A 13,196-nucleotide genomic window follows, 5' to 3' on the forward strand; every position below is an offset into this window, starting at 1 on the left:
AATTAATGATTAATAATTCATTAATAATTCATTAATTGAAACAAAGAAAAAAGTTAAATTTATTATTGACAAATTATTTGTTATTTTTTCGTAAATCTTCTATAAATAATTGTTTATAAATATTATCAAAATTATTAATTGGTATTTGATTAAACTCTTGTTCTTTTTCATTTCCCCAATATAAATATTTGTTTCTAAATTTATTATTATCTACATTAAAAAAGATATTAAATGCTGTTGCTAAAATGTAATTTGTTTTTGTATCAATGAATTTATACTCATATTTCCCATAAAGTTTTGGGAAAAAAGTTGTTTTTAAATTTCTTTCAATAGTAAATCTAGCTTTTTCTTCTAAATTTTCATCATGATTATTCAATGATACTCTTTGAATACTAGAAATTGTTCTATTATACTTGTAAGCGTATGTTGATATATCAATAAATTTTTCTATATAGTTTTCATGCACATTTCTTATTTCATCTTTTTCAATAGAAGTTAATGTTGTTGAGTATTTAAGTGGATGATTATAAATATTAACTAAAGATAAACTATCAATTTTTTGTCCTTCATTCTTTTGTGGATAAAAATATATTTTTGAATCCATTTGCGTTAATTCATAATATTGCTTGATAAAGTATTTAATAAACAAATCATAATAAGCTATACTCAACATTGAAATCAATAAAATAAAAAATATTATCGCACTTTTAAATATCTTTGACAAAATATAACTTATAAAAAAACATGATGATATAAATGACAAGTTTGCTGGGATAAATAAAAAACTTTGAGGTATTACAAATTCAAAAGAAGGCATTCAAAATCTTTATTTAAGTAAATAAGGTAAATCTCTTTTTAAAGAATCCAATAAATCTTCATTTAAAAAGAACTTTCCATATACTGTGTTTGGATTATTGAAACAATAGACACAAACATATCTATTTTTTTTAATTATTTCAACTGTATATTCTAATAATTCTTGAAGTTGAGTGTTATTTATATAATAATCATAAATAGTTTTTAAATCACTCTCTTCAATTTTTTCTTTTATAAAAACAACTGAATCTTGCATAAATTCTATAACGTTTTCATCTTCTGATTTTATACTTAAAAAAGCCTCTTTTACATCATCAAATCTAATATCAAATTTTGCACCAACTAAAAGTAATTCTTTTAAATTTTTCAAATCGTTTTTTTGAAAATAGTATTGTAACAACAAATTTAAGTAATGTTTTTGTATATCAATATCATAATCTTTTATAAATTCAAAAACTTCATTTGCATCTTTAATTTTTTCATTTTCTAATAAATCATTGTGTAAAATACCTATTTGACCCATTATTTCATGTAATCTATCACTCATAAAATTCCTATATATTAATTAATTTTTGGTTATTGTATCTAAATTATATTTCAAAAGATTTATCAAATTTTTTTGATGATATAATCTAAAATAATCAAATTATAAATTTTTTTTTAATAAAAGATACCTAATGAAAAAAATATTTCAAATTCATATAATTTTTCTAATTTTGTTTTTTAACTTTTTATTTGCAAATACACAAGCAAATAACTTAGAAAAAGTAACTTTACAACTAGAATGGAAACATCAATTTGAGTTCGCTGGTTTTTACACAGCAATTGAAAAAGGTTACTATAAAGATGTGGGAATTGAACTTGAGATAAAAGAGTTTAAAGATGGTATTTATATAACCCAAGAGGTTCTAAGTGGAAATGCAACTTTTGGAATATCTTCCTCTGCTTTAATTTTACAAAAATTAAATAAAAAACCTGTAGTTTTAATTGCTTCTTACTTTAAACAAAATGCACTTGTACTTGTTACAAAACCTGAGATAAAAACTCCCGCTGATTTGAAAAATAAAAAAATAATGGCAGTTGATTGGGAAATGGGACATACAAGTTTAGGTGTAATATTAAAAGATGCAGGAATAACTTCAAATGATTATACATTAGTAAATCACGATTTTAAAGTAGATAAATTTATAAATGGCCAAGTTGATGCAATGAGTGTATTCATAACCTCTCAACCATTTGAGTTAGATAAAGCTGGTGTTAAATATAACATATTAAATCCTGCAGATTTTGGAATTTATTCTTATGATGTTGAATTATTTACAAGTCAAAAAGTAATAAATTTGAATATGGAAAAAGTAAAAAACTTTGTTGAAGCTACAAATAAAGGTTGGGAATATGCCTTTAACCATAAAGAAGAAATTGTTGATTTGATTTATAATAAATATACAAAGAGTAAAAGTAAAGAATCTTTATTATTTGAAGCAAAACAAACAGAAAAATTATTTAAGACAAATGTCTTTAAAATAGGAGCAATTGCACCTGAACTACTAAAATTAAATGCAGATATGTACACAAATTTAGGATTAGTTGATAAAAGTTATGACATTAATCCTATATTAAATAATTACTATTTTGATATAAATAATAAAGTCCAAAATATTCTTACAGATGAAGAAAAAAACTACATCAAAAATACTACTATTAAAGTACATAATGAATCAAATTGGCCACCATATAATTACAATATAAATGGCAAAGCAATAGGATATTCAATTGATTATATGAATTTATTAGCCTCAAAAGTTGACTTATCAGTGGAATATGTTTCAGGTTATAGTTGGGATAATTTTTTGCAATTGATAAAAGAAAATAAAATTGATGTTATGTTAAATATTGGCAAAACGATAAATAGAGAAAAATATCTCAATTTCACTACACCTTATGCAAAAACATTAGATACAGTATTTACAAAAAAAGATTTAAATAATTTCAGAAGTTTGGATGATTTTAATGGAAAAAACTTAGCAGTAATAAAAGGTTTTTATGAAGAAGAACTTTTAAAAATGTTTTATCCAAATATAAATTTAATATTAGTCGAAGACTCTATCTCTGGTTTGAAAAAATTAGCTTATGGACAAGTTGATGGCTTTATTGATAACTTTTCAGTTGCGAGCTACTTTATGGAAAATGATTTAATTAGAAATTTAAAAGTTGCTTTTGAAGTAAAAGATGAAAGGTTTAATCTTAATATGCATTTAGCTACTAATAAACAGAATACATTATTACAATCTATCCTAGAAAAAGGTAAAAATGAAATTAGCCAAGAAGAATTGTTTGAACTAAAAAGAAAATGGATTAATTCAACTCCAAATAGTACTGAGTTAAAAAGAACAATTCCCTTAAGTAAAAATGAAGAAAAATATTTAACTGATAAAAAAGTCTTTACAATGTGCGTTGACCCAGATTGGGAACCTTTTGAAAAACTAGATAAGAAAGGTAAATATACAGGAATCGCTGCAAATATAATAGAATTAATTAGTTCAAAACTTGATATTGATATAAAAGTGATCCCAACTAAATCTTGGGAAGAAAGTGTAAAATTTTCAAAAGAAAAAAAATGTGAACTTATGAGTTTTTTAAATGAAACTCCTCAAAGAAAAGAATGGCTTGATTTTACAGAACCTATATTTGAAGACCCAAATGTTGTAATAGGAAGAATAGATAGCCCAAGTATAAAAGATTTATCAAAAATAAATGCTTCAATTGCTCTACCTAAAGAAACAGCAATGTATGAAAGATTTCAAAAAGATTTTCCAAATCTTGTTATAATTCCTGTTAATTCAGAAAATGAAGCTTTTAAACTTATAGAAGAAAAAAAAGCTGATTTAACTATTAGATCCATGATTATATCTGCATATAATATAAAAGAAAATGGATTTTTTAATTTAAAAATTTTATATCAACCTAAAGATTATGAAAATCATTTAAGAATTGGTGTTATCAAAGATGAATCTATCTTAAGAGATATTCTAAATAAAGCTATTCTTACAATATCTGAAGATGATATTCAAAATATAGTTAATAAATGGGTTTCAATTAAATATGAAAAAGTTGAAGATTATACTTATTTGTGGGTTTCTGTAGGTTTAATTATAATAATACTAATTTTCTTTTTATACAGACAATATTTACTAAAAGATAATAACAATATACTTCAAAATGAGATTAGAAAAAGAACTCAAGAATTAGATAAATTGAACTCTTCATTAGAGCTAAGAGTAAAAGAAGAATTGGAAAAAAATAAACTTTTTCAAGAAAAGCTTTTTAAAGCTGATAAACTAGCTTCTATGGGAGAAATGATAAGTAATATAGCTCATCAATGGAGACAACCTTTATCTATGATCTCAACTGTAGCAACAGGTGTAAAAATACAAAAAGAGTTAGGAACATTAGATGATAATGAGTTAATTCAAAATATGGATTTAATAAATAAAAATTCTCAATACTTATCTGAAACAATTAATGATTTTAAGAATTTTATTAAAGATGATAGAAAAATAAAAAACTATAATTTAACTAATACAATAAATAACTTCTTACATATTGTAGAATCCTCTATAAAAAAAGATAATTTGCAAGTAATTCTAAACTTAAATGATGAAATTAAGATTGATGGTTATCCTAATGAATTAATCCAATGTTTAATTAATATTTTCAACAATGCAAAAGATGCACTTGAAGAAAAGAAAGAAGAATATCCTTTAATATTCATCTCAACTACAAATAAAAATAATATTGTATCTATAAGTATAAAAGATAATGCAGGTGGAATACAAGAAGATATAATTTCGAAAATATATGACCCTTATTTTACAACTAAATATAAATCTCAAGGCACTGGATTAGGACTTCATATGACATATAAACTTATTGATGAAGGAATGCATGGAAGAATTGAAGCTAGAAATGTAGAATATAAATATGAAAACAAAATATATAAAGGTGCTGAATTTATAATAACTTTAAATATATAAAAGATAGATTGGTTGCGGAAATAGGATTTGAACCTATGACCTTCGGGTTATGAGCCCGACGAGCTACCGTGCTGCTCTATTCCGCGTTAAATAATAAGTATACAAATAGTTTTTTATTCAAGAAAAAATTTGGTTGCGGAAACAGGATTTGAACCTGTGACCTTCGGGTTATGAGCCCGACGAGCTACCGTGCTGCTCTATTCCGCGATATATATTTAAATATATAAATAATCAACAGTATCAAGTATTAATTAGATTTTATAATAAGTAAGTTTTTGTGGATGGGGTAGAAGGATTCGAACCTTCGAGTGACGGTACCAAAAACCGTTGCCTTACCGCTTGGCGATACCCCAAGAAAATAAAGTTTAAATATGGAGCTGGTGAAGGGAGTCGAACCCCCGACCTGCTGATTACAAATCAGCTGCTCTAGCCAACTGAGCTACACCAGCGCCGTATTTCTTTCGAAATGGTGTCAAGAGAGGGACTCGAACCCTCGACCTCCGGCTTATGAGACCAGCGCTCTAACCAGCTGAGCTACCTTGACATTTTAAATTGGTTGCGGAAACAGGATTTGAACCTGTGACCTTCGGGTTATGAGCCCGACGAGCTACCTAGCTGCTCTATTCCGCGATATAAATAAAAGAACTTTAATCTTCTAAAGATTAATTAGTGGAGCGGGAGACGAGACTCGAACTCGCGACAGTCTGCTTGGAAGGCAGAAGCTCTAGCCAACTGAGCTACTCCCGCATCACTTTTGGTAAAATAATAAAAATCAAATAGCATTACCAAATCTATTTAATAGTGGAGCGGGAGACGAGACTCGAACTCGCGACAGTCTGCTTGGAAGGCAGAAGCTCTAGCCAACTGAGCTACTCCCGCAAAAAAATGCCTTTAAAACATTTTTAATTCACTTGAAAAGTGAAACTGGTGGGTCATGAAGGACTCGAACCTTCGACCACTCGGTTATGAGCCGAGTGCTCTAACCAGCTGAGCTAATGACCCAGTGGCGGACAGTGAGGGATTCGAACCCTCGGTGCCGTTACCAGCACGTCTCCTTAGCAGGGAGGTGGTTTCAGCCAACTCACCCAACTGTCCGTTGTTTTCCGTAATTTTAACTTCTTAAAATCAGGACGGAAATTATAATACTATGTCACTTAAATCATACTTAAAAATTGAAGAGATAATTAAATATTTTTTAATATCTCTTCAACCACTTTTTTTGGATTCTCAGCTTTATATATAGGTCTTCCAACAACTACAAAATCTACAAGATTTTCTTTTGCAAAAACAATATCAGCAACTCTTTTTTGATCACCACTATCTTCACCAAAAGGTCTGATACCAGGACATAAAGTAATAAACTCTTTTGAAGTATTATTTTTAATATCTAAACTTTCATAAGCTGAGCAGACAACACCATCTACACCAGAAGTATAAGTGTCTTTTGCAAATTGTATAGCTTTTGTAGATATATCTTCGTTGTAGATAGCCTTAAAGCTCTCATTGTCAAAAGAAGTAAGTGCTGTAACTGCTAAAACTAAAGGCTTATTTGGTACATCTTTGATTCTTTGCATAACTGTTTTCATAGCCTCAACACCTGAGCTTGCATGAACATTAAACATATCTACAAGTCCAAAGTTAGCTATTTCAAAAGCTGCATCTGCCATTGTATTTGGAATATCATAAAGTTTTAAATCTAAAAATATTTTGAAATTTGGATTAATTGCTTTTAAATCTTCTAAAAACTTTTTTCCATCTCTAATATATGATCTAAATCCTACTTTTAACCAAACATCAAAATCTTTTATTTGTTCAACTAAAGCTAAATTTTCTTTAGCAGTTGGTAAATCTAAAGATAAACATAATTTCATTGCATTACTCATAAATTAAGCCTTAACAATCTTATCAAGTAAACCATTTACAAATTTTGGAGCACCATCACTTGCTAATCTTTTTGATAATTCAATAGCTTCATTTATTATAATTGCTTTTGGTAAATCTTCAAATAAAATTTCATATACTGCTAATCTTAAAATAGATTTTTCAACAGAACCAATATCTTCTAAAGTTCTTTGGTTTAAGTGAGAAATAATCTCTTTATCAATACTTTCTATATTTTCTATTGTTCCATTAAAAAGTTTTAAAGCAAACTCTTTTTGTTGATTTCTTATTTTTTTATCTTCTAAAATTTCATCAACAAATTTTACAATTCCTTCATTTCCTAAATCGTAAGCATATAATAAACCAATTACAGACTCTCTTGCTTGTGTTCTTGTTGCCAATTATTTCTCCATTTCTGCGTATAAATCTAACATCTCAATAATAGTAACCATAGCTTCTGCACCTTTATTTCCTGCTTTTGAACCAGCTCTCTCAATTGCCTGCTCTATTGTATCAGTAGTTAAAACACCATTTGATACAGGAACACCGTGTTTAATCCCAACAGTTGCAATTCCTTTAGTAGCTTCAGCTGAAATATAATCAAAATGTGGAGTTGCTCCTCTGATTACTGCACCAACACAACAAACTGCATCATATTTTCCACTAGATAGTGCTTTTTCTAAAGCGAAAGGAATTTCAAAAGCACCTGGAACTAATATTAAGTCTAAATTATCTTCATTTCCACCATGTCTTTTGAATGCATCTTGTGCACCTTCAACTAATCTATCTGTTATAATATGATTAAATCTTCCATTGATAATAGCGATTTTTTCAGTACCATTTAATCTTAAATTACCTTCAATAATTTTCATTTATTTCTCCAAAAATGTGTGTATAAGAATTAATTATATCCTAAAGCGTCTTGTATTGCAAAAATGTCACTAACTGTTTTGTATAAATCTTCAATTCTAAGCATATTTGGTCCATCACTTTTTGCTACTGATGGGTCAATATGTGTTTCAAAAAAGAATCCATCAACACCAACAGCTGCTGCTGCTTTTGCCATATACGGAACAAATGATGAGTTTCCACCCGTTGTTCCACCAGTACTAGGAATTTGTACAGAGTGCGTTGCATCGAAGATTACAGGGGCATATTGTTTTAATAAAAGTAAATTTCTCATATCAACAACTAAAGCACCATATCCAAATGTATTTCCTCTTTCACAAAGCCAAACCCTAGCTTTTTCAGATGTTTCATAAGAAACCTCAGTGATTCCTCTTGTATTTAGAATTTTTTCAACTGGATGTTTCATAGCATCAGCTGCTAAAAATTGCCCTTTTTTGATATTTATAATTGCAGGTGTTTTTGCAGCTGCAACTAATAAATCAGTTTGTCTACATAAAAATGCAGGGATTTGTAAAATATCCATAACTTCACCAGCAGGTGCTGCTTGATATGATTCATGAATATCAGTTACAACTTTATATCCAAATTGCTCTTTTATCTCTTCAAATATTTTTAATCCCTCATCAAGTCCTGGTCCTCTAAATGAAGTTATACTTGTTCTATTTGCCTTATCAAATGAAGCTTTAAAATAAAAGTCAATTCTTTTATCTTCACTTAATGGTTTTAATTTTTCAGCAATTCTCATTACTGTATCTCTATCTTCTAGAACACATGGTCCTGTTAAAATTTTCATTTAATTCCTTTAAATATTGTTAATTTTTCTTTTCCGGTTAATGCATAATAAAATTCATAATTATTTTGGCAAATATACTCTACGTCATTTTTAGCGTGTGCATCGCATGCTAATAAAAGTTTATCACCTATTTTTATCTCATATTCCCATTCAGGGGTTAGTATTATATCATTATCTCGTTGAAGTAACAAAGGGACAACATTATTTTTCTGATTATGGTTATAAAGAGAAGTAGCAAATATATCTAAAAATAATATCTCTTTTGTTAATAAGTATTTGCAAATTTCAGGAGCAAAAAATTCTGCTATTTCAAACTCCAATAAAACTGGACATTCATCTATATCTTGCACCAATCTATTTATAAGTTTTGAAGCCCAAATATTATCTTTTTTAATGATTTGTCTTAAAAATATATCACTAAGTGGATTAACTAGTGCATTGGTAACTTTATTTACTACAATTTTTGATGGAGTAAAAATATGGTCGATATTTGCATTCCTAAATAAAAAATCATCTGCTAAATCATTTTCTCTAACTATTGTCATAATTAAAGGATTTAGTTTTTTTGCTGTTGCCAAAATAGATAAATTTGTTGTATCATCATCGGTTGCAGCTACTATTGCAACAGCTTGGTTTATACCAATATTTACCAATAATTCTTTATCATCCGCATCACCAAAAACTAAATGTGAAATCTCATTTTTTGTAAATTCAATATCTCTATTTTTTTTTATTTCTATTAACTTTACGTCAATATTATTATCATTTAATTTTTCAAAAATCTTTTTCCCCATTCGTCCATATCCACAAATGATATATAAACCTTTTGGGAAAAGTGGCAAACTTGAATTTAAATCTCCTAATTTGTAAAGCCACTTCTCAATTTTAAATAAATTTGGAGCAATTAAAGCCATATTTATTTCAGATGAAATAATTGAAAATGGATTTACAATTATTTGAGCATCCAAATCTTTGAGATTTTCTGTATGATTTTTTGTTGTTGATTTAACTGCAACTTTTACATTTTTATTTAAACTTTTTGCAATTAAAGTTGTTTTTAGATTTAAAGCATCATCTTCAAATAAAGAAACAATTGCTTTACAATTTCTTTTAGTAATTCCAGCTGCTTCCAAAACTCGTACGGAGTATGTTTCACTATATAAAACAGGAACTGTTGGTGTAAAATTTTCAAGTATTAAATCATTTATTCTTAATTTATCTTTTTCAATTACTACACTTCTAACGCCTTGTTCTAGTGCTTTTATTATGATTTTTTTTGTAATTTGGTTATAACCTAAAACTATTATAAATCTTTCATTTAAGTTTTTTATCTGTCTTAAAAATTTTGTTCTTTGCATCTCTTGAATAAAAAGTTTATCTTGCAATAGAGAAACCAAAGAACCAATTCCATAAAACCAACCAAGAACAGTAATATATATAGAAAAAGTTACCCAAATTCTTTGAGGATAAGTAAAAGTATAAGGAGTCTCTCCAAAACCAATTGTAGTTGCCGTATAAGAGATAAAATAAAAGGCATCAAAAATAGACATCTTTGTTGGATTCCCATTTGCGTCAACACCTTGTATTAAAATCAATCCAATTATTGCAATAGTATAAGTTATAATAATTACTAAAAAAGGTATACGCATTTTTTGTAAAACTATAAATAAAGAGTTATTTCTCAAAATATTACCTATTTTATCTTTTTGATTTTATGGTATCACCCACATATAATATAACAGATGTTATATTTGCTAATAAAGCTCCACCAGATAAAGACACGACCATACCTATAATTTCACTATCCAACATTGTTGAATAAATTGCTACAGTCCAAATAGTTGCAGCTGCAATTAGTTGAATATCAGCAACTAAAGAAGTTGCTAATAGAACTGAACCTAATTGAGTTTTGTCTCCTAGTTTTAAAATTGTTGCAATCAAATTTACAACAATTGCAGCAAATAATTCATATTTACTATGACTTGCAACTGTATGCATTTCACCATAGAAAAACCCAAAATTTAAAGTCATAGCTAAAATGATAAAAAAACCAGAGATTACTTTGTCTAAATTCATTTTATTCTCCTTTATTTTTAGCTAAATCTAATTTTCTTCTAAATACTTCATCAATATCATCATGTACTCTTGAATCTTTATCTAAAAATAGTAATTTATTTTGATCTAACATTTTTATATTTTTTAATCCCATAATTGCTAATAAACCTTTTACATTTTTTAAAAGATTTTTATGATAATTTGCAACATAATTAGCATGTCTAAAGACAAAATATTTTCTTCTTTTTTTCTTATCTTGAGTTGCCAGTCCCACAGGACACTGTCTTCCTGTTGTTCCTGAGCAATATCTTGCTCGAATACAACCAGCACTCATCATAAAACCACGTGCAATTTGTAAAAAATCTGCACCTAAACTCATTACAATTATAACATCATCAGGAGTTAATATTTTTCCACTTGCAACGATTCTAACTTTATCTCTAATTCCATACTCAGTTAAAACTTTATTTACTAAATAAACAGAATCCCTTACATTTAATCCAACTCTCTCCATCATTTCTAAAGGTGCAGTTGCACTTCCTCCACTTCCAGCATCAAGAGTAATATAATCAGGATAACCATTTATTCCTTCATCAATTCTTCTTTTTATCTCTTTTGCATATGGTTCAATATTTTGTAAATCTGAAATTACTATTTTTATTCCTACAGGTTTTTCTGACATCTCTTGAAGTGTTCCAATAAAATCAAATAACTCTTCAATAGAATTTGCAAAAGGAAATCTATTAGGTGAGAAAACATCTTTATATGCTTCAACATTTCTATAATATGCAACAGCAGGAGTTACCTTTTGCCCTGATAACTTTCCACCTGTTTGTTTTGCACCTTGTGCTAATTTAATCTCTGTCATTTGACAAAAACGCATTACTTTTTGATATCTATCTGGATCAAATTTTCCATCTTTATCCCGTGCGCCATAAAGTCCTGAACTAATTTGAAACACAATATCTGGCATATCTGAAGGAACTTCTTTTGGAAAAGCTTCTAATGGTGCATCCCAATTGGGTCTATAAAATCTCTCTTTTTCCATATCTAAAATATATGTTTCAGCTTCTAAATCTTTTCTAAATACTAATTTTCTATAAACATCAGCAGCAACTGCACCATTAAAGAAAAATTTTACAGCTCTTTTTACAGCTTTATTAAAATTATTACTATCTACAATTTTCATATATGATTCATCATATTTTTCATGGGTAACAAAAAAGTTTGATGTAACACCACCTTCTCCTGAATTAATAGGAAATCCACCTATGAAAGAGCCTTGAACAAAAGCTCTTGTTCCCTCAGGAGAAATTGAACCATCACTCATTGCAGATCTAGCAATTATACTTTTTGATATAAAAGGTTTTTTCCTTCTTTCCCCAAAAAGTACTTCAAAATTATTTTCAACCTCATTATCATTTAAAACAATATTTGCATGTCTAATCATAAACTTAGGTTTTGGCAAAGGTTGAGAAGGAGAAAAAGAAGCATAATTTGGTTTATCTCTTGCTGCTTTATATACCCAATCTAATTTATCTTTTGACTCATAGAATTTCTCATCACCAAAATATTGTCTAAAAGGTTCTCTAATTTCCTCAAATAGATATCTCAATCGTCCAATAATTGGATAATTAACTAAAATCTGATGATCTCTTTGTACATATTTATCATGAATATACCAAGCTACTATTACAAGTATAAAAACTACCCAAAACTCTTCCCAAAATGTAAAACTTTCTATAAATTCCATACTATTCCTTTTTACTAGAAACTAAAATTCCACTTATAACAATTAAGATTATACCAAAAACAATTAACATTGAAGGGAAATTATCCCCTAAAATAAGACCTAAAATTATTGAAAAAACTATATTACTATATGATATCGTTCCTATAATTCCAGCTTTTGCAAATGAGTAAGCTTTTGTCATATAAATTTGAGCTAAGGTTGCAAATATTCCCAATAATATTATGATTAGCCAATCATTTGGCTTTGGCATTATAAATGAGCCTAACATAAAATCCAAATTTGAATTTGAATAAAAACTTCCAATAATCATCAATATCAAAGGTCCTACAGTTCCAATTGTCATAAATGATAAAACTATTGCTCTTGTATCATAAAATTTTCTAAGTTCTCTCACAGATGTATATGCAAGTGCGGCACCTACACCTGATAATATTCCTAAATAATCACTTTTTTCTAAACTACTTCCATCAAATTCTGTAATAAATATAATTCCTATGAAACCCACAAAAACACCAAACCAGCCTTTTATTCCTAATTTTTCTTTTAAAAAAACATAAGCTAAAACAGCAGTAAAAATTGTAGAAGTTTTTGAGAATGTCATAGCTTCGCCAAGAGGTATTTGTGATATATTGTAAAAGAAAAATAGTAATGCTACAAATCCAGCAACTCCTCTAAAAGTCAATAACCAAAATTTTCCACCAATTTGTTTTAATGGAGATTTATAGATTGATATTAAAATAAAAAGAACTCCAAAAACGTTTCTAAAAAATACAACCTCAACTGAACTCATTGAATCCGTTAATTCTTTGGCAGCAGCTCCCATAAAAGCAAATAATAAAGAGGCAAAAAGCATATATTGAATGCCTTTATTAAGCTGATTTTCCATTTTTATCCCTTATTTTTAAAAGTAGATTGTATTTACAATCCTATTAAAGATAGATTATTGAGCTTTCCA

General features: G+C 27.9%; 11 protein-coding genes and 10 tRNA genes. 1 reads left to right on the forward strand and 20 read right to left on the reverse strand.

From position 1 onward, the window contains the following. Positions 1–73 precede the first annotated feature (73 nt). Positions 74–817, reverse strand: a complete 744-nt coding sequence (locus AVENP_RS12400) for a hypothetical protein (RefSeq protein ID WP_153802254.1) — start codon at positions 815–817, stop codon at positions 74–76. A gap of 9 nt (positions 818–826) precedes the next feature. Beyond that, complete coding sequence (locus AVENP_RS12405) at positions 827–1,363, reverse strand: hypothetical protein (RefSeq protein WP_128360212.1); 537 nt, start codon at positions 1,361–1,363, stop codon at positions 827–829. A gap of 130 nt (positions 1,364–1,493) precedes the next feature. On the opposite strand from AVENP_RS12405, the gene AVENP_RS12410 reads away from it, so the two are divergent. Beyond that, on the forward strand, positions 1,494–4,850 hold the full coding sequence (locus tag AVENP_RS12410; RefSeq protein WP_128360211.1) for an ABC transporter substrate-binding protein: 3,357 nt from the start codon (positions 1,494–1,496) through the stop codon (positions 4,848–4,850). 9 nt (positions 4,851–4,859) lie between these two features. Here the strand turns inward: AVENP_RS12410 and AVENP_RS12415 are convergent. From AVENP_RS12415 to AVENP_RS12500, 18 genes are all read right to left on the reverse strand, one after another. Continuing rightward, a tRNA-Met gene (locus AVENP_RS12415) sits at positions 4,860–4,936 on the reverse strand. A gap of 44 nt (positions 4,937–4,980) precedes the next feature. After that, positions 4,981–5,057 (reverse strand) — tRNA-Met (locus AVENP_RS12420). 71 nt (positions 5,058–5,128) lie between these two features. Next, positions 5,129–5,203, reverse strand: a tRNA-Gln gene (locus AVENP_RS12425). Between the two features lie 19 nt (positions 5,204–5,222). Beyond that, positions 5,223–5,299 (reverse strand) — tRNA-Thr (locus AVENP_RS12430). A gap of 18 nt (positions 5,300–5,317) precedes the next feature. Then, positions 5,318–5,394 (reverse strand) — tRNA-Met (locus AVENP_RS12435). A 9-nt stretch (positions 5,395–5,403) separates the two neighbouring features. After that, positions 5,404–5,480 (reverse strand) — tRNA-Met (locus tag AVENP_RS12440). Between the two features lie 40 nt (positions 5,481–5,520). Next, positions 5,521–5,597: transfer RNA gene (locus AVENP_RS12445), tRNA-Gly, on the reverse strand. 55 nt (positions 5,598–5,652) lie between these two features. Next, positions 5,653–5,729: transfer RNA gene (locus AVENP_RS12450), tRNA-Gly, on the reverse strand. Positions 5,730–5,775: 46 nt separating this feature from the next. After that, positions 5,776–5,852: transfer RNA gene (locus AVENP_RS12455), tRNA-Ile, on the reverse strand. 2 nt (positions 5,853–5,854) lie between these two features. Further along, positions 5,855–5,945: transfer RNA gene (locus tag AVENP_RS12460), tRNA-Ser, on the reverse strand. Between the two features lie 89 nt (positions 5,946–6,034). Then, positions 6,035–6,733, reverse strand: coding sequence for an orotidine-5'-phosphate decarboxylase (gene pyrF, locus AVENP_RS12465; RefSeq protein WP_128360210.1), 699 nt, complete (start codon positions 6,731–6,733; stop codon positions 6,035–6,037). A gap of 3 nt (positions 6,734–6,736) precedes the next feature. After that, on the reverse strand, positions 6,737–7,132 hold the full coding sequence (gene nusB / locus AVENP_RS12470) for a transcription antitermination factor NusB (RefSeq protein ID WP_128360209.1): 396 nt from the start codon (positions 7,130–7,132) through the stop codon (positions 6,737–6,739). After that, complete coding sequence (gene ribH, locus AVENP_RS12475) at positions 7,133–7,603, reverse strand: 6,7-dimethyl-8-ribityllumazine synthase (protein WP_128360208.1); 471 nt, start codon at positions 7,601–7,603, stop codon at positions 7,133–7,135. A 29-nt stretch (positions 7,604–7,632) separates the two neighbouring features. Then, a complete protein-coding gene (gene kdsA / locus AVENP_RS12480; RefSeq protein WP_128360207.1) occupies positions 7,633–8,433 on the reverse strand; it encodes a 3-deoxy-8-phosphooctulonate synthase in 801 nt (266 codons plus the stop codon). Beyond that, positions 8,430–10,118 carry a potassium channel family protein gene (locus AVENP_RS12485; RefSeq protein WP_128360206.1) on the reverse strand — a complete coding sequence of 563 codons (1,689 nt, stop codon included), beginning with the start codon at positions 10,116–10,118 and terminating at the stop codon, positions 8,430–8,432. The genes kdsA and AVENP_RS12485 overlap by 4 nt, the downstream gene beginning before the upstream one ends. A gap of 13 nt (positions 10,119–10,131) precedes the next feature. Beyond that, positions 10,132–10,509 carry a DUF6394 family protein gene (locus AVENP_RS12490; RefSeq protein WP_128360205.1) on the reverse strand — a complete coding sequence of 126 codons (378 nt, stop codon included), beginning with the start codon at positions 10,507–10,509 and terminating at the stop codon, positions 10,132–10,134. 1 nt (position 10,510) lies between these two features. After that, positions 10,511–12,241, reverse strand: a complete 1,731-nt coding sequence (locus tag AVENP_RS12495; protein WP_128360204.1) for an FMN-binding glutamate synthase family protein — start codon at positions 12,239–12,241, stop codon at positions 10,511–10,513. A 1-nt stretch (position 12,242) separates the two neighbouring features. Further along, positions 12,243–13,127 (reverse strand): DMT family transporter, encoded by an 885-nt coding sequence (locus tag AVENP_RS12500; protein ID WP_128360203.1) that lies wholly within the window; start codon positions 13,125–13,127, stop codon positions 12,243–12,245. Positions 13,128–13,196 lie beyond the last annotated feature (69 nt).

Origin of the sequence: Arcobacter venerupis (assembly GCF_013201665.1) — a bacterium.
Lineage (GTDB): Bacteria > Campylobacterota > Campylobacteria > Campylobacterales > Arcobacteraceae > Aliarcobacter > Aliarcobacter venerupis.